The 15,922-nt window shown below is 68.6% G+C and carries 14 protein-coding genes and 1 tRNA gene; 8 read left to right on the top strand and 7 right to left on the bottom strand.

Going from position 1 to position 15,922, the window contains the following annotated elements:
* Window positions 1-51 precede the first annotated feature (51 nt).
* Window positions 52-128, bottom strand: a tRNA-Arg gene (locus MLG87_RS14630).
* Window positions 129-573: 445 nt separating this feature from the next.
* On the opposite strand from MLG87_RS14630, the gene MLG87_RS14625 reads away from it, so the two are divergent.
* The gene (locus MLG87_RS14625; RefSeq protein WP_243295836.1) at window positions 574-1,287 is read left to right on the top strand and encodes a TatD family hydrolase; all 714 of its coding nucleotides are present in this window, start codon (window positions 574-576) and stop codon (window positions 1,285-1,287) included.
* Entirely contained in the window at window positions 1,284-2,021 is a 738-nt protein-coding gene (locus MLG87_RS14620; protein WP_243295835.1) for a tRNA threonylcarbamoyladenosine dehydratase, read from the top strand. The genes MLG87_RS14625 and MLG87_RS14620 overlap by 4 nt, the downstream gene beginning before the upstream one ends.
* Here the strand turns inward: MLG87_RS14620 and MLG87_RS14615 are convergent.
* The gene (locus MLG87_RS14615; RefSeq protein ID WP_243295834.1) at window positions 2,018-3,628 is read right to left on the bottom strand and encodes a hybrid sensor histidine kinase/response regulator; all 1,611 of its coding nucleotides are present in this window, start codon (window positions 3,626-3,628) and stop codon (window positions 2,018-2,020) included. The two genes, MLG87_RS14620 and MLG87_RS14615, sit on opposite strands and share 4 nt — an antisense overlap.
* 204 nt (window positions 3,629-3,832) lie before the next feature.
* On the opposite strand from MLG87_RS14615, the gene MLG87_RS14610 reads away from it, so the two are divergent.
* Complete coding sequence (locus MLG87_RS14610; protein ID WP_243295833.1) at window positions 3,833-4,711, top strand: DUF817 domain-containing protein; 879 nt, start codon at window positions 3,833-3,835, stop codon at window positions 4,709-4,711.
* Window positions 4,712-4,727: 16 nt separating this feature from the next.
* On the opposite strand, the gene MLG87_RS14605 is transcribed toward MLG87_RS14610, so the two are convergent.
* On the bottom strand, window positions 4,728-6,353 hold the full coding sequence (locus MLG87_RS14605; RefSeq protein WP_243295832.1) for an ATP-binding cassette domain-containing protein: 1,626 nt from the start codon (window positions 6,351-6,353) through the stop codon (window positions 4,728-4,730).
* Between the two features lie 186 nt (window positions 6,354-6,539).
* On the opposite strand from MLG87_RS14605, the gene MLG87_RS14600 reads away from it, so the two are divergent.
* On the top strand, window positions 6,540-6,926 hold the full coding sequence (locus MLG87_RS14600) for a BlaI/MecI/CopY family transcriptional regulator (RefSeq protein ID WP_243295831.1): 387 nt from the start codon (window positions 6,540-6,542) through the stop codon (window positions 6,924-6,926).
* Entirely contained in the window at window positions 6,923-9,112 is a 2,190-nt protein-coding gene (locus tag MLG87_RS14595) for a M56 family metallopeptidase (RefSeq protein WP_243295830.1), read from the top strand. The genes MLG87_RS14600 and MLG87_RS14595 overlap by 4 nt, the downstream gene beginning before the upstream one ends.
* A 71-nt stretch (window positions 9,113-9,183) precedes the next feature.
* Here the strand turns inward: MLG87_RS14595 and MLG87_RS14590 are convergent, their stop codons facing one another.
* Window positions 9,184-9,642, bottom strand: a complete 459-nt coding sequence (locus tag MLG87_RS14590) for a single-stranded DNA-binding protein (RefSeq protein WP_243295829.1) — start codon at window positions 9,640-9,642, stop codon at window positions 9,184-9,186.
* 98 nt (window positions 9,643-9,740) lie between these two features.
* On the opposite strand from MLG87_RS14590, the gene MLG87_RS14585 reads away from it, so the two are divergent.
* The 3 genes from MLG87_RS14585 (at window position 9,741) to MLG87_RS14575 (ending at window position 11,695) form a co-directional block, all read left to right on the top strand.
* A complete protein-coding gene (locus tag MLG87_RS14585; protein WP_243295828.1) occupies window positions 9,741-10,481 on the top strand; it encodes a gamma-glutamyl-gamma-aminobutyrate hydrolase family protein in 741 nt (246 codons plus the stop codon).
* 78 nt (window positions 10,482-10,559) lie between these two features.
* A complete protein-coding gene (locus tag MLG87_RS14580; RefSeq protein WP_243295827.1) occupies window positions 10,560-11,348 on the top strand; it encodes an enoyl-CoA hydratase/isomerase family protein in 789 nt (262 codons plus the stop codon).
* Between the two features lie 50 nt (window positions 11,349-11,398).
* Window positions 11,399-11,695 (top strand): hypothetical protein, encoded by a 297-nt coding sequence (locus MLG87_RS14575; protein WP_243295826.1) that lies wholly within the window; start codon window positions 11,399-11,401, stop codon window positions 11,693-11,695.
* Here the strand turns inward: MLG87_RS14575 and MLG87_RS14570 are convergent.
* From MLG87_RS14570 to MLG87_RS14560, 3 genes are read right to left on the bottom strand one after another with little or no spacing between them, the layout of a single operon-like run.
* Window positions 11,692-14,493 carry a serine/threonine-protein kinase gene (locus MLG87_RS14570; protein WP_243295825.1) on the bottom strand — a complete coding sequence of 934 codons (2,802 nt, stop codon included), beginning with the start codon at window positions 14,491-14,493 and terminating at the stop codon, window positions 11,692-11,694. The genes MLG87_RS14575 and MLG87_RS14570 overlap by 4 nt on opposite strands.
* An 11-nt stretch (window positions 14,494-14,504) precedes the next feature.
* Complete coding sequence (locus tag MLG87_RS14565) at window positions 14,505-14,807, bottom strand: PH domain-containing protein (protein WP_243295824.1); 303 nt, start codon at window positions 14,805-14,807, stop codon at window positions 14,505-14,507.
* Entirely contained in the window at window positions 14,807-15,796 is a 990-nt protein-coding gene (locus tag MLG87_RS14560) for a transketolase family protein (RefSeq protein WP_243295823.1), read from the bottom strand. The genes MLG87_RS14565 and MLG87_RS14560 overlap by 1 nt, the downstream gene beginning before the upstream one ends.
* Between the last annotated feature and the right edge of the window lie 126 nt (window positions 15,797-15,922).

The following is a 15,922-nucleotide window of genomic DNA, read 5'->3' as shown; positions in this document are numbered from 1 at the left end:
ACGGGGGCTTCTGCCCGCTTTCGGAGTGCCCGGGGCGGGCCCTGGCAAGAATGGTGGCCCCGATGCGATTCGAACGCACGACCTGCTCCTTAGGAGGGAGCTGCTCTATCCAGCTGAGCTACGGGACCCGCGCGGGTTTGCGAGGCCCCCAGTCTAGCAGTTGTCTCTTTGTTCTGGAGCCTCCCTCACCCGCAGGCCTGGGGCGGGCGGCTGGTTTCGGCTCCTTCGTGCGGAATCATGGGCTCGTGGCGGACTTCGTGGAAGCCTGGAAGCGTGATCCGAAGGCACCCGCCGTCATCAGAGAGGAGCTGGGGACGCTGATCACCCATGAGGCGTTCAAGATCAAGTAGGCTCCACGAGCCCCGGAGACCTGGACGCTGCGGGAGCTCTCCCGACACAGGTGTCCGGACGGCGATCGCGTCGAAAGCAGAGCAATTCGTGCCCTGTTTTTGACAATTAATCCTCAATCTGGCTGCACGGATGCGGCGGCATCATTCCATCCATGCGCCACCGATCCGGCTTATCATGGGGAAAGGAACCCGGATCGTCCGATCCATCCGCCGAGCGAATGTCATGCCGCCTCTCTTCGATGCCCACAGCCACCTGCCGAAGGTCGGCGCGCCGGAGCCTGTGGTGCGCGGCCGGGACCACCGGCGCGTGGTCTGCGGGACCTGCGAGGCGGATTGGCCCGCGGTGCTGGCCCATGCGGCCTCTCACGCAGAGGTTCTCCCGATGCTGGGCCTGCATCCCTGGTTCGTGAGGGACGCGGCGCAAGGCTGGGAGGCGCGGCTGGAGGCCCTGCTCCGTTCCCATCCCGCCGGCGTCGGAGAGTGCGGGCTCGACTTCGCGCGCAAGGAAGCGGACCGGACCGGACAGGAGTCGGCCCTGCGGGTCCAGCTGCGACTGGCCCACGCCCTGCACCGGCCCGTGGCGATCCACGTGGTCAAGGCCTGGGGGACGCTGCTGGAGGTGCTCCGGGAGGAGGGGGTGCCCCCGGCCGGCGCGCTGGTCCATGCCTTCTCCGGAAGCCCGGAGACCGCCCGGACGCTCCAGGCCATGGGCGTCTTCCTGTCGTTTTCCGGCGCCCTCCTGAAGCCCGAACAGGCAGGCGTACGGGAGGCTCTGCGGTCGGCTTCACCCTCCCGCCTGCTCCTGGAGACGGACGGCAGCGTGGAGCTGGAGCGGGTGATGGAGGCGGCCTCGGCGATCCGCGGGATCAGCGTGACGGATCTTGAGCTCCTGGCCTGGGAGAATGGGGGCCAGTGTTTCAAGGAGCTCATGGCATGAGGTGGTATTCCCGGAGCGAGCTGCTGCTCGGAGAAGCGGCCCTGGAGCGGCTGCGCGCCGCGCGCCTGACGGTCTTCGGCCTGGGCGGCGTGGGCTCCTTCGCCGTGGAGGCCCTGGCCCGCGCGGGCGTGGGGCATCTGCGCCTGGTGGACCACGACGTCGTCGGCCCCAGCAACCTCAACCGCCAGCTCTATGCCCTCCGCTCCACGATCGGCCAGCCCAAGGCCGAGGTCGCCGCCGCCCGGGTGCGGGACATCAACCCCGACTGCGACGTGGAGCCCCGCATCACCTTCATCCACACGGACACGCTGCCCGAGCTGCTCACGCCGCGACCCGACGTGATGATCGACGCCATCGACTCCATGTCCTGCAAGGTGGCCCTCATGCGCACCGCGCACGAGCAGGGCCTGCCCATCATCTCGGCCATGGGCGCCGGCGGGCGCACGGACAGCAGCCAGCTCCGCGTGGGCGACCTCAGCCACACGCGCCTCTGCCCGCTGGCGGCGCGGGTGCGCAAGGAGCTCCGCAAGGTGGGCATCACCCAGGGCATCTGCTGCGTCTACTCGCTGGAACCCGCCGACAACAAGCGCCCGGCGAACCCCATCGACATCGAGCCCCATCGCGGCCCCGGCCGCCAGCGCCGGCCCGTGGGCACCATCTCGTACATGCCCGCCATCGTGGGGATGAAAGTCGCCGAGGAGGCGCTGCGGCTGCTGCTGGAGCCCGCAACCTAGGAACCCTCCAGGGCCTGCCGCAGCACGCCCTGGAACTGGCTGGCCTGGTAAGGCTTCGCCAGGAAGCCGGCCAAGCCCCGGCCCAGGAAGTCCGCCAGCACATCCTGCTCGCTGTAGCCGCTGGTGAGCACCACGGGCACGCCCGGATCCACCTCGTGCATGCGGAGGAAAGCCTGTCGGCCGTCCATGTGGGGCATGGTCAGATCCATGAGGACGGCCCGGATCTCCGTGTGGCGCAGCTCGAACAGCGACACCGCCTCCTGGCCGTCCGCCGCCTCCAGCACCTGGAAGCCGCAGATTTCGGCCATGCCCCGGGCCACGGCCCGGGCCCCGGGTTCGTCGTCCACCACCAGCAGCACCCCGCGGCCTTGCCACTCCGCCCCGGAGGGCCGCGGCGCCTGGGATTCGGGGTCGTGGATAAGGGCGGGGAGGAAGAGCTTGAAGACGGATCCCCGGCCCGGCTCGCTGTACACCTTCAAGCTGCCGTGGTGGCTCCGCAGAATGCCCAGCATGGCGGAGAGTCCCAGGCCCCGGCCCGTGAACTTGGTGGTGAAGAAGGGGTCGAAGATCCGGTCGCGCACTTCCGGCGACATGCCGCAGCCTGTGTCGCTCACCTCCAGGGTCACGTAGGTGCCCACGGCCAGGGGCAGGGCCGGCAGGAGGCCCCCGTTGGTGACCTCGTCCACGCTCTGGACGCCGGTCCTCACGGTGATGAGCCCGCTGACCTCCTCGCCGATGGCCTCTGAGGCATTGGTGACCAGGTTCATGACGAGCTGCTGCATCTGGGAGGGATCGGCGGAGATGGTGGGCAGGCCCTGGGCCAGGTCGTAGCGCACCATCGCCTTCTTGGAGATGGAGACCGTGAGGAGCTGGGTCATCTCCACCACCAGGCGGTTCAGGTCCACCTCGACGACCTGCAGGCGGCCCTTCCCCGCGTAGGCCAGCAGCTGCCGGGTCAGGTCAGCGGCCCTCAGCGTGGCCTGCTCGATCTGCCGCAGGTACGGCAGGGCCGGGCTCTCCGGCGGCAGCTGCATGGCGCCGAGGTTGGCGTTGCCCAGGATGGTGGTGAGCAGGTTGTTGAAGTCGTGGGCGATGCCGCCGGACAGGACCCCGAGGCTCTCCAGCTTCTGGGATTGCCGCAGCGCGTCCTCGGCCTCCTTGCGCTGGGTGATGTCGGCCCGGATGGCCACGAACTGCGCGGGCCGGCCATCTTCCCCAAGGAACGGGACGATGGTGGTGTCCACCCAGTAATAGCTCCCGTCCTTCGCCCGGTTCTTGATCTCCCCCTTCCACACCTGTCCGGCCAGGATGGTCTTCCACAGCTGCGCCATGAAGGCCTTGGGGTGGTGACCCGAGTTGATGATCCGGTGGTCCTGGCCCAGCAGCTCCTCGTGCGAGTACTGGGAGATGGCGCAGAACTTCTCGTTCACGTAGGTGATCCGGCCCCGGGCGTCGGTCACCGCCACGATGGCGTGCTCGTCGAGGGCCCGCTTGAAGTTCTCCAGTTCCCGCAGGAGCCGGGTGACGCGCGAGGTCGATTTCCCCGGCCCGCCGGGATCCGTGGGCTCATCTTCCGGGCCGTGGCTGGTTCCCTGCCGAAATGTCACGAAGAGGCTTCTCCATCAGATCCAGAACCATTCAGACAAAGTCTCAATATAGACATTCGGATCAACTAGGCAAGATAGACCTAAAGCACGAGGCAGGACTCGATCCAGGAGCGAGGCGGCCATCTGCATCCTGTCAGGCCGGAGTCCGATGATCGGGAGGGGGGACTGTTATGGTTCAAGATCGATCAGCCCTTTCCGGTCCACATGCCTACCCTGCCCTTCTCCTGCCTGCGATTCCCCGATCTGAAAGAGCTGGATGAGCGCCTGATCCATCCCGCCGATCGGCCTGACCTGGAGGGTCCGCGACGATTCCTGGCGGAATTCTGGTCTTTCGGCCTCAAGGAGGCCCGGGCCTGCCTCTTCGCCGGACTCTTCTTCGGCGCCGTGTTTTCCATGCCGCGGGGCGGCGTGCTGGGCCTGCCCCGCTACGACCTATTGCTCCTGGTGGCCCTCGGCATCCAGGGATGGATGGTCTGGTCCCGGCTCGAGACCCTGGACGAGCTCAAGGCCATCACGCTCTTCCACGTGATCGGGTTCGTGCTGGAAGCCTTCAAGACCTCCCAGGGCATCCGGTCCTGGTCCTATCCGGACGACGCCTACACCAAGATCCTCGGCGTGCCGCTCTTCTCGGGTTTCATGTACGCGGCCATCGGCAGTTACCTCATCCAGGCCTGGCGCCTCCTCCACGTGCGGGTGGTCCACCACCCGCCGTACTGGATGGCGTGGATCCTGGCCACGCTGGTCTACGCCAACTTCTTCACCCACCACTTCATCGGCGATGTCCGCTGGTACTTGGCGGCCTGCGCGCTGGGTCTCTATGCGCGAGCCACCGTGATCTTCCGTCCCCTGGACCGGGAGCGGAAGATGCCCCTGCTGCTGGCCTTCGTACTGATCGGCTTCTTCATCTGGCTGGCCGAAAACGTCAGCACCTTCCTGGGCATCTGGAGGTACCCCAACCAGCTCGGCGCCTGGTCCCGGGTGCACGTGGGCAAGTGGAGCTCCTGGTCGCTCCTCATCATCATGACCTTCACCATCGTGGCGAACCTCAAGCACATCAAGGAGCGGATCCACGTGCCCGAGTGAGCCCGGGGGAGACGGCTCACCTTCCTGTGGGCGCCATGTACTCGGCGTAGGTCCCCTGGAAGTCCTCGATGCCGTCGTCTGTGAGGTGCCAGATGCGGGTGGCCACTTCGTCGATGATGTCCTCGTCGTGGGTCACGAAGAGGATGGTCCCCTCGTAGCGCTGGAGCGCGTCGTTGAGGGCGATGACGGCTTCCAGGTCCAGGTGGTTCGTGGGTTCGTCGAGCACCAGGATGTTGGGCTTCTGCAGCATGAGCTTGCAGAAGAGCAGGCGGCAGGACTCGCCGCCGCTCAGCACGTCCGTCATCTTGTTGCCTTCCTCGCCGCGGAAGAGCATCTGGCCCATGACGCCGCGGATCTGCTCCTTGGTGGCGTCCGGGTCAAACTGGTGCAGCCAGGTCACCAGGTCGTAGCCCTTGGGGATGCTCTCGGCGAAGTCCTGCGAGAAGTAGCCCACGTTGGCCTCGTGGCCCCACTTCACCTCGCCCGCGTCCAGCTTCAGGCCGCCTTCGGTCACCTGGGGCGCGTTGGCCAGCAGGGCGTTCAGCAGGGTGGTCTTGCCGATGCCGTTGCGGCCCATGATGGCGACCTTCTCGCCGCGCTGGACCATGGCGGTGAAGCCCTTGATGACCTCGTGGCGGCCGCCCGTCCCGTCCTTGGCCGTGTCGTAGCCCTTCTTCACGCCCTCGCACTCCAGGGCGTAGCGGCCGCCGGGCTTGCCGAGGTTGAACTTGATGAAGGGGCGCTGGATGTTGCTGCGCGCCAGGTCGCTGGGCTGGAGGCGCTCGACCTCCTTGCGCCGGCTGTTCACCTGGCTGCTGCGGGTGCCCGCCGCGAAGCGCTGGATGAACTCGTTGAGCTGGGCGATCTTCTTCTCGCGCTGGGCGTTCTCGGATTCGATGCGCGACCGGATCTGCATCTTGGCCATGACCATGTCGTCGTAGCCGCCGGTGTACTGGATGATCGTCTGGTAGTCGATGTCGGCGATGTGGGTGCAGACGTTGTTCAGGAAGTGACGGTCGTGGGAGATCACCACCACCGTGCCCTTGTAGCGGTCCAGGAACTCCTCCAGCCAGTGGATGGAGTCCAGGTCCAGGTGGTTGGTGGGCTCGTCCAGCAGCAGCGCCTCGGGGTTGCCGAACAGGGCCTGGGACAGCAGCACGCGCACCTTCTGGCCACCCTGCAGCTCGCCCATCTTCCGCTCATGGAGCGCCTCGGGGATGCCCAGGCCATCCAGCAGCACCGCGGCATCGGCTTCGGCGGTGTAGCCGTCCTCGTCGGCCACGATGCCCTCGAGCTCGGCCACGCGCATGCCGTCCTCGTCCGTCATCTCGGCCTTCTCGTAGATGGCGTCCCGCTCCTGCAGCGCCTTCCAGAGCCCCGCGTTGCCCATGATCACCGTGTCGATGACGCGGAATGCGTCGAAGGCGAACTGGTCCTGTCGGAGGATGCCCATCTTGCGGGGCCGCTGGACGGTGCCCGTCTGCTGCTCCAGCTCGCCCGCGAGGATCTTCATGAACGTGGACTTCCCAGCTCCGTTCGGCCCCGTCAGACCGTAGCGCCGGCCCGGGTTGAAGGTCGTGGTGACGTCCTCGAAGAGGATCTTCGCGCCGTAGCGCATGGTGACGTTCTGGACTGCGAGCATGCGGACTCCCGAACCGATCATTGTACGGGAGGAACCTTGATTCTCCGAGAGCCCAGCTCCAAACGAGGGCCTGCGGGCCCCGTTTGGAGAGACGACAGCTTTGCCCTCGGATAAAAAAAATTCGGGACCGGGGTTGACACATACACTTTTTATCGTAGGTTTTCTGGTGTAGCCCCAGGACACCCCATGCGACATCCCCTGAACCGTCCCACCGATGTGGAACTCTCCATCCTTCGCGCCCTCTGGGACCTCGGCCCGGCCACGGTGCGCCAGGTCCACGAAGCGCTCACCGTGGATCGCGACCTGGCCTACACCGCCGTGTTGAAGATGATGCAGACCATGACGGACAAGGGGTTGCTGCTTCGCGATGAATCGGGCCGTTCCCACGTCTACCGTCCCGCCCAGGCCCGGGAGCACACCCTGAGGCACCTGGTGGATGACCTGCTGGAGCGCGCCTTCGGCGGCAGCGCCCTGGACCTGATGGCCACCACCCTCGCGAGCCGCAAGCTGGACTCCAGCGAGCGCGAGGAGATCGCCCAGCTGCTGGCAAAGGCCAAGGAGAAGCGTCCGTGATCCCCCTCCTCGAATCGCCCGCGGCCCAGCGCCTCGCCTGGACCCTGCTCCACTTCCTGTGGCAGGGCGCCCTGCTGGGCCTGGCGGCCTGGGTGGCGTTCTCGCTCCTCAAGCGACGGGCCCCCCAGCTTCGCCATCTGGCGGGCTGCGCCTTCCTCCTGGCCTGCCTGGGGAGCGCGATCACCACCTTCATGCTGCTCTCGCCGGTTCCTCATGTTCCGGGTCAGGGCCTGAGCTTCACCCTGCTTCCGGGCTCTCCAGAGGTCCCCTCCGCACCGCTCGTGGCGTCCGCAGCCGCACCCTTGACGACCACCCTCCCCTGGCAGGCCCGGCTGCAGCCGTACCTGCCCTGGATCCTGGCCGCATGGATCGCGGGTGTCATGGCCTTCAGCCTTCGCACGGTGGGTGGATGGCTCTGGCTGCGCCGCCTGAAGGCCGCGGCTACGCCCATCGTCGAGCCGCCTTGGCTCGGGCGCCTGGTCCGCAGCGCCGCCCTCCGCCGCGCGGTGCGCTTCGTCGAGTCCACCCGGGTGGCAACCCCCATGTGCATGGGCCTCCTGCGCCCGGTCATCCTCCTGCCCCTGGGCTTCTTCGCCAACCTCGATCCCCTGGCCGCCGAGGCGGTCCTGGCCCACGAGCTCGCCCACATCAAGCGCCTGGATAGCCTCGTCAACGGCCTCCAATGCGTGATCGAAGTGCTCTTCTTCTTCCACCCCGCTGTGTGGTGGATCTCCCGCCGGATCCGGACCGAACGGGAACACTGCTGTGACGATGCCGCCGTATTGGCCTGCGGTGACGCCGTCTTCTACGCCGAAACCCTGAGCCGCCTCGATGAATTCCGCGACCGGCCCCCGTCCCTGGCGCTCCGCGCCAGAGGAGGCAATCTCATGGAACGCCTGCGCCGCCTGCTCCTCGCCGACCCGCCCCAGCTGCGCTTCGCCACACCCAGCCTGCTCCTTGTCGCCGCCCTGGCCCTGGTCTCATCACTCCCCGCCCAGGCGGAGCGGCTGGAAGCCGCCCTGACCCGGATCGAGGAAGCCGTGTCTCATCGGCCCGCTGCGATACCGGTCCCGGCCGGCATGCCCCAGGACCCCTTCGCCTCGAACCCACAGGTCATTCCACCCTTCGGGTCCATGTCGCTTCCCGGTGCCGCGGGGCCTGCCGGCACCCTCCCGGTCGCCCAGGAGCCGGTGGTGACACCTCCTCCGTCCCCGGCAGGTTTCGAGACGCAGCCCGCCCTGGCCCAGCCGCCCGTCAAAGAGACGTTTTATCCTGCTCCCGCGAAAGCCCATCCCGCGCCCATCGCCATCCCGGTGGTCGATGCGAAGAGTCTGTCCATCCTTCCGGGGACGGCCGTCCGTACCCTCCAGGCGCCCCCGTGCCCCGTCCTCATCAGGGACGAGCTGCTCACCTGGCCAAAGAAGGGCTATGCGGTGCAGGTGCCTGGCCAGTCTCTGGCCAGGGCCACCCTCCAGAGCGAGTCCAGCCTGGCCTATTTCGAGGTCCGGGCCCTCAACAAGTGGGGCGCCCCGTTCGAGGGCAGCCGCCATGGCCTCGGAACCCCGGAAGCCGCCTTCCTCAACACGAGCGACACGCCCACGACTGTCTACTTCGTCGTGTGGACGAGAACTGGGTACCCCAGCGACGGAAAGATCCAGATCCTGTTGACCATCGAGCCCCTGGCCCCGGCCGCGCCTTCGCAGGAACCCCGACCTGACGCCCCGGCTTCGGCGGAAACGCCGGGCACTCCCGTGACCCTGGACAGCGGCCCCCAGCCCACCCTGGAGGAGGTCCGCCCCCTCGTCCGGACCGTCGTGGACAAGACCACCTGGGGTGCCACAGCGACCATCGTGGAGCTGAAGGTTCGAGGCAAGGGGCGGTGGAATCGCGCCTTCACGGACCACTGGCCCAGGTCGGAAGGAAAGGATCGCGCGATCCAGGCCATCGGCCCGGACATCGAGGGTTGGCTGATCGACTTCGAGACCCTATCCCGGGATCCCCAGAATGCGGCGCGTACCACCCGCCAGGCTTTCACCCTGCTGATGGACCAGGATCGGGTGATCCACTGGCGCCTGCAGTATCCCTGGACCCGGCCCAACGAAACCATGCCTGACATCAGCCGGCCGCGATACTCGGAACCGAAAGCCCCGCCCGTCCCACCGCTCCCCCCGCCTCATCGGCCTTGACCTCTGGAGACACGGCCCATCAATGGAACGGCGCCCGGAGGCGCCGTTCCATTGATGGGCGAATTCTCCCCTCAGAACGGAATGTCGTCGTCCGGGAAGCCACCGCCGCCAGCGGCCGGGCTGGGGGCACCGTGGTCCTCGAAATCCTGGGCGCCGCCGCGGCTGTAGCCGCCTTCCCGGCTGCCGCCGCCATCCTCCATGCGGCCCAGCATGACGAAGTTGTCGCAGCGGATGTCGCAGGCGGTCTTCTTCACGCCGGCCTGGTCGGTGTACTCGCGGTACTGGATGCGGCCTTCGATCATCACCTGCTTGCCCTTCCGCAGGTACTTCTCGGCGATCTCGGCCTGCTTGCCCCACACCACGATGTTGTGCCACTCGGTCTTGCTCTGCTTCTCGCCGGCCTGGTTCTTCCAGGTCTCGGTGGTGGCCACGGAGAACCGGGCGACGCTCTGGCCCGAGGGCGTGGACTTCAGCTCGGGGTCGCGCCCGAGGTTGCCGATGAGCAGAACCTTGTTCAATGAACCGGACATGATGTCCTCCTTTGTACCGGCGGAGCTCTCCGCCTCACCGTCGACTCAGACCATCTGAGGGGGTGGTAGGGTAATCACGATTCCCCCGGGGCCCAGGCATGTCAAGCGGCAACTCAAATCTTCTGGTGAGCTGTAAAAACAAGTCCGGCGCCGAGAAGCATTACCTTCCGGCATTGAAGGCCGCGGGCTGGGCGGGGCCCATCCTGCTGGTGACCCCGGATGATCCCCTGCCGAATCTGGCCGAGATCGCCGGCCTCCTGCTGACGGGCGGCGACGACATCCACCCCCGGCACTGGGACGAGGCCGAAGACGTCCATCCCAAGGCCGACGTGGACGCCGGCCGCGATGCCTTCGAGATTCCCCTCATCCGGGCGGCCTGGGAGCGGCGCCTGCCCATCCTCGGCATCTGCCGTGGCGAGCAGGTCCTCAACGTGGCCCTGGGCGGCAGCATGATCCAGGACATCCCGGACCACTACGGCTGTGAACCCACGCGCCACCAGCACGGCACGCCCGAGATCCCGGACATGCGCCACCGTGTGCAGCTCGCCCCGGGCTCGCGCCTGCGGGCCCTGCTGGGCGAGGACGTCTTCCTCGTGAACAGCCGCCACCACCAGGCCGTGAAGCGCGTGGCGCCGATCCTGGCGGCCGTGGGCTGGCACCTCGACACCGTCCACGCGGCCACCGGCCCGCTGGTGGAGGCCGTGGAGGCCGCCGATCCCGCCCGCTGGGTCTTCGGCGTCCAGTGGCACCCCGAGAACCTCGTGGGCCTCAAGGGCCCCGCCGGCGACGCCGCCCGCGACCTCTTCGCGGCCTTCGTCAAAGCGATTGGCCACAGATGAACACAGATGAACACAGATGGTAGTTTTCTCTATCCGCGTTCATCTGTGTTCATCCGTGGCTGATTCCCTGGAGTTCCCATGCCCTCTCCCATCCGCTTCGAGCTCCGCGACCGCGTCGCCACGCTGACGCTGGACCGGCCGGACAAGCTGAACGCGCTGGTGCCGGAGATGAAGGAGGGCTTCGAGGAGGCGCTGGCGAAGGCCGCTGAACCGGGCGTGAAGTCGCTCTTCCTGCGGGGCGCGGGGCGGGCTTTCTGCGCGGGCGGCGACCTTGGGTGGATCTCCGCGGCCCTGGCCGAGGAGCGCTGGGCGGAGCTGGAGTCCCTGCTGGACCTGGGCGCCGCGGTGGCCCACGGCCTGGCCACCCTGCCGAAGCCCGTGGTGGCCGTGGTCCACGGGCCCGCCGCCGGTGCGGGCATGAGCCTGGCCCTCTGCGCCGACCTGCGGATCGCCACGCCCGAAGCCGCCTTCGGCATGGCCTTCGTGAAGATCGGCCTCCATCCGGACTGGGGCGGCAGCGTCATGCTCTCGCGGCTCGTGAATCCGGCCGTGGCGGCGGAGCTGATGATGACCGGCGACACCCTGGACGCCGCTCGCGCCCAGGCTCTGGGCCTCGTGAACCGCATCGTGCCTGCGGACCAGCTGGAGGCTGCCGTGGAGGCCCTCGCCCACCGGCTGGCGGCGGGCCCCGCCGAAACCTTCGCCCGCATCAAGGCGACGCTCCTCCGCAATCAGGGGCTGGACGCCGAGACCCTGCGGGCGCGCCTCCAGGCCGAAGGCGCCCAGATGAAGGCCGCCATGCGCCACCCCGACGCCAAGGAGGGCCTGGCCGCCTTCTTCGAGAAGCGGGCGCCCCGATTCGCCTGATCCTCCATCCGGTGTGGTGCAAACCGGCATTGTGCTAGATTTTTATGTCTATGCCGCCCGTCCTCACCATCTGTGCCGATTGCGAACGCCAGGCCCTCCGCAGCCCCCGACGCGGCAAGGCCATGACCGAAGCCCTGGCCTGCCTCACCCAGCTGCTCCTCGGCCGCAAGCGGCTTCAGGGGCTCCAGATCGTCCGGGAATCCTGCCTGCAGAACTGCCCCTTCGGGCGGATCTGCGTCGCCCTCAGCCAGGGCGACCAGGAAGTGCGGCATCACCTCTCGCCGGACGAGGACCTCAAGGCCGTGGCGGCGAAGCTCGCGGGCACCGCCCGGACTGAATCACGCTAGCGGGGCTCCGCCAGAAAGGCGGCCCGTGCGGCTTCGAGTTCGGCCCGGATCTCCGGAGCCTGGCGGCTGGGGTCCTCGGTCGCACGCACCAGCTCGGCCAGGGCCGCCTCGCGCTGGCCCGACCGGGCCGCCAGCCAGGCCTTGGCCCGGTAGACGTAGGGCGAGCCCGCGGACCCGGCCGGAATGGCGAGGAGCCACCTCCCTGCTTCCTTCAGATCGGGCCGGGGCCTGCGGATCAGACATTCCGCGGCGGCAGCCTGGGCGTTCGCCCGGACATCCGGAGTCACCCCTTCCGGCAGGAGCTCGAGGACCTGCCGGTAGCCCGCCAGGGCCGGGCCGAATCGCTGCTGGAGGCGATCCAGCTCGGCCGCGTAGAACCGGCACTCGGCCTCGATGGTCCGCAGCCCCGAGGTCTCCGCGAGGTCGAGCGCGCGGCGGTGGAAGGCCGCGGAACCAGGCAGGTCCCCCTTCATCTGGGCGAGGATGCCGAGGTTCCGCAGGCAGGTGATGCGGCCCACCCGGTCGCCCACGGATTCCCGGATCGCCAGGGCCGCGGTCAGCCGCGCTTCGGCCGCCGGCAGGTCCCGGGCCATGAGCGCGACCACCCCCAGGTTGTTCTGGGCGAGGGCCTCGCCCCACCGGTTCCCCAACCCCTGCTGGAGGTTCAGGTTGCTCTGGTAGAGGGCTTCGGCGGTCCCGAGATCGCCCCGCTTCAGCGCCAGGTTGGCCAGGTTGTTCTGGGCCAGGGACTGGTACACCTTGTCCCCGGTCTGCTGGCTGAGCTGGAGGGATCGCTCGTAGAATTCCCGGGCCGCCTTGGACTTCCCCCGCTCGGCCGCGATCAGCCCCAGGTGGTTGTAGGCGATGATCTCCCCATCCCGGTCGCCGATGGCCTGGGCCAGAGCCAGGGTGGCCTCGCGGAGCTTCTCGGATTCATCGAGCTGCCCGAGATCCTTGGCCAGGTAGGCCTTCAGGCCCAAAGTCCGCCCTTCGGCCCACCGGTCCCCCGTGGCCTTCGCGGACATGAGCGCCCAGTTGGCGACCGCGGGCGCCTGATCCCGGCCAAGGCGGCGGAGGCAGGCGGCATAGGCCGACACGGCGCTGGAAAAGGCCGGGGCCTTCATGGCGGCGTCCTGGAGATAGGGCTCGCTGCCCTTGAAGTCCCCCTTCAGGAACAGAGCCTTCCCCTGGGCATAGGCGGCAAAGGCCTGCGGCGGCACCGGCGTGTTCTGGATCGTGCCTGCCCGAAGCGGGTCCACCTTCCGAAGCAGGTCGCTGGCGGCGGGATCCACCAGCTCGTAGGGCGCGAACGAATCCTGGCGAGGGGCCCGAGCCGCCCCCGAGAAGCGGATGCGTCCTGATCCGTCCACCAGCTCGTAGGTCAGCACATTCACCTGCCCGGCGGGGTCCCGGCCCAGGGTTCCCCGGAGGAACAGCTGGGCGCCCAGGGCGTTGGCGATCCGAGGCTGGCTGGCCGGATCCAGGGCTTCTGAGGCGGAGATCCGGAGGGTCGACAGCACCCGGGCCACGGATTCGGGTTCCACCACGTCCATGTGGGGCGAGCCCCGCAGGGCCGTCGACAGGAGCTCCGTCATGCCCACGCCCACCTGGGCCTCGAAGGCCGGATCCCCCGTGGCGTTGCGGATCGGCATGACCGCCATCCGCGGCGGACGTCCCCTGCCGAGGTCCCCGATGATGCTGCGTCCGAACAGGTAGTAGCCACCCCCCGCCACCACGCCGAGGCCGATGGCGAGGCCGGCGGCCCACCGGGCGGCGGGGTTCCCCGCCAGATGGCGGCTGATGGCATCGGCCACCTGGCGGCTCGTCGGCCGCTTGGCTGCTTCTCGCAGGAGCATGGTCCGCAGCAGGGTCCCCAGCCATCGGGGCAGCCCCCGGCCCCGCAGCGGCCGGAGGTCGCCCTGGATGGTGGCCACCATCCTCTCCCGGCCCTCGCCGGGAAACGGGTGGTCCTCCAGCAGAAGCTCCCAGGCGACCACACCCAGGGAGAACACGTCGCTCGCCGGACCGGCGCGCTTCCCGCGCATCTGCTCCGGAGACGCGTAGGTGGGGCTGCCCATGAACACGCCGGCTTCCGTCATCTCGCCCCAGTCGGAAGGTGACGGAGAGGGAGGCGCGGAGCCCACGCTCGTCCGCTCCTCCCAGTCCGGGGCCGGGACAGCCGCCAGCGTCGGCCCGCTCTCCTGCGGGTGCAGACCCGCGAGGTTGAGGGCGTTCCCGGTCGGATCCTCCCCCTCGTCCGAGGCTGAATCCACGAGCCTGGCCAGACCGAAATCCAGGACCTTGACCTGGCCATCGGCATCCACCATCACGTTGCTCGGTTTCAGATCCCGGTGGATGATCCCCTTGGCGTGGGCCGCCTCCAGGGCGTAGGCGATGGAACGCACCACCTGCAGCTTGCGCCGGAGGTCCAGCCCCTTCGCCAGCTCGGCCAGGGTCTTCCCCTCGATGAACTCCATGGCGATGTAGGCGCTCCCGTCCGCCTCCACCCAGTCGTGCACCTGGCACACATTCCGGTGGTTGAGCTGGGCCAGCGCCTTGGCCTCACGGCGGAACCTGGCCTTGGCCATGACCTTCCCGTCCTCGCCCAGGTGGATCGCCTTGAGGGCAACCCTCCGCTCCAGCACGGGGTCCCAGGCCAGGTACACCGCCCCCATGCCCCCCCGCCCCAGGAGGGCCTGCACCTGGAAGCGGCCGATTCTGGACCCCGCGGGCAGGACGCCGGCCCCGGAAGGGCGCCGGGACTCTGGATCGGGAGGCGCTGGCGTCGCTGGCGGCATGGCCTCCCCTCTTAGCGCATGCCCCGGCTCTGGGCGGCCTCGATGAGTTCCTTGATGCGGCGGGCGTCGGCCTTGGTGTGGCCGTGGCTGGTGAGGGGGTCGCTGCCGCCGGTGCTCTCGACGGTGAGGTCGGACCAGAGCAGGCCCGTCTCGATGCGGACGCTGGCCACCTTCGACAGATGGATGCTGATCTCGTTGACGGTGAACCAGGACCGCTTGCGGCGGATCACGGCGCTGTCCGTCACCTCGATCACGGTGGTGAACAGGTGGTTGCCCTTCGTCCAGCGGCTGGCCTGGAAGGTCTCGGTGGCCATCAGAGGGCGGCCTTCGAGGCAGCGACCACGGCCTGGGGCGTGACGCCGTAGGCCTCCAGCAGCTTGTCGGGCTTGCCGCTCTGGCCGAACTGGTCCTGCACGCCCACCCGACGCAGGGGCATGGGGTGTGCTTCCGACAGGATCTCCGCCACCACGCCGCCCAGGCCGCCGTGGGCCTGGTGCTCCTCGCAGGTGACCACCGCCCGGTGGGCCTTCGCCAGCTTCACCAGCGTCTCCCGGTCGAAGGGCTTGATGGTGGGGCAGTGCAGCACCGTGGCCTCAATGCCTTCGGCGGCCAGCAGCTCCGCGGCCGCGAGGCAGATCGACGTGCCCAGGCCGCAGCCCACCAGCAGCACGTCCGTGCCAGCGCTGGGCGCTTCCGCGCTTGGCCGCATCATCACGGCCTTGCCGATCTGGAAGCGGTAGTCCTCCGAGTGGATGCGCGGGAACTTGTCCCGGGTGAGGCGGACGTAGACGGGGCCCTGGTGGGCGTAGGCCGCGCGGATGGCCTGCTTCGTCTCGATGCCGTCGGCGGGCGAGATCACCGTCATGCCCGGGATCATGCGCATGAGGGCCAGGTCCTCCAGGCACTGGTGGGTGCCGCCGTCCTCGCCCACGGTGAGACCCGCGTGGGTGGCCACGATCTTCACGTTCTGGTGGCCCACGCCGCAGGCCTGGCGGACGAACTCGTAGGCCCGGCCCGTGGCGAACATGGCGAAGGTGCTCACGAAGGGCACCACGCCCGTGGTACTGGCCCCGGCGGCGGCGGCCACCATGCCCTGCTCGGCGGCGCCCATGTTGAAGAAGCGCTCGGGGAAGGCCTTGGCGAACTTGCTGGTGCGGGTGGAGCCGGCCAGGTCCGCGTCGAAGACGACGATGTTGGCGCCTTCGTTCCCCAGCTCCACCAGGGTGTCCCCGTAGGCGTCCCGCAGGCTGTCCATCGCCACGCCCGCCTTGCCGCCCACGCCCGCCGTCTCCATGCCCGCCATGATTGCTCCTTGAAGGATCCATTCTACGCGAGGGGGGACGACCGGCACCGCCCCGGGCGACGGAGGTCCCGGCGAGGGGTCTCAGGAATGTGGAATCCGGGCTTGGCACCGGCTGGGAAAGGACTG

This window comes from Geothrix mesophila (genome assembly GCF_022808835.1).
GTDB lineage: Bacteria > Acidobacteriota > Holophagae > Holophagales > Holophagaceae > Geothrix > Geothrix paludis.
The sequence above is the reverse complement of the archived record's forward strand: the minus strand, read 5'-3'. Positions and strand labels throughout refer to the sequence as shown.

Bases quoted from the DNA above. Each gene is read 5' to 3' on its own strand.
- MLG87_RS14625 (WP_243295836.1), top strand. From the start codon at position 574: ATGCCGCCTCTCTTCGATGCCCACAGCCACCTGCCGAAGGTCGGCGCG.
- MLG87_RS14620 (WP_243295835.1), top strand. From the start codon at position 1,284: ATGAGGTGGTATTCCCGGAGCGAGCTGCTGCTCGGAGAAGCGGCCCTG.
- MLG87_RS14610 (WP_243295833.1), top strand. From the start codon at position 3,833: ATGCCTACCCTGCCCTTCTCCTGCCTGCGATTCCCCGATCTGAAAGAG.
- MLG87_RS14605 (WP_243295832.1), bottom strand. From the start codon at position 6,353: ATGCTCGCAGTCCAGAACGTCACCATGCGCTACGGCGCGAAGATCCTC.
- MLG87_RS14600 (WP_243295831.1), top strand. From the start codon at position 6,540: ATGCGACATCCCCTGAACCGTCCCACCGATGTGGAACTCTCCATCCTT.
- MLG87_RS14590 (WP_243295829.1), bottom strand. From the start codon at position 9,642: ATGTCCGGTTCATTGAACAAGGTTCTGCTCATCGGCAACCTCGGGCGC.
- MLG87_RS14585 (WP_243295828.1), top strand. From the start codon at position 9,741: ATGTCAAGCGGCAACTCAAATCTTCTGGTGAGCTGTAAAAACAAGTCC.
- MLG87_RS14580 (WP_243295827.1), top strand. From the start codon at position 10,560: ATGCCCTCTCCCATCCGCTTCGAGCTCCGCGACCGCGTCGCCACGCTG.
- MLG87_RS14575 (WP_243295826.1), top strand. From the start codon at position 11,399: ATGCCGCCCGTCCTCACCATCTGTGCCGATTGCGAACGCCAGGCCCTC.
- MLG87_RS14570 (WP_243295825.1), bottom strand. From the start codon at position 14,493: ATGCCGCCAGCGACGCCAGCGCCTCCCGATCCAGAGTCCCGGCGCCCT.
- MLG87_RS14565 (WP_243295824.1), bottom strand. From the start codon at position 14,807: ATGGCCACCGAGACCTTCCAGGCCAGCCGCTGGACGAAGGGCAACCAC.
- MLG87_RS14560 (WP_243295823.1), bottom strand. From the start codon at position 15,796: ATGGCGGGCATGGAGACGGCGGGCGTGGGCGGCAAGGCGGGCGTGGCG.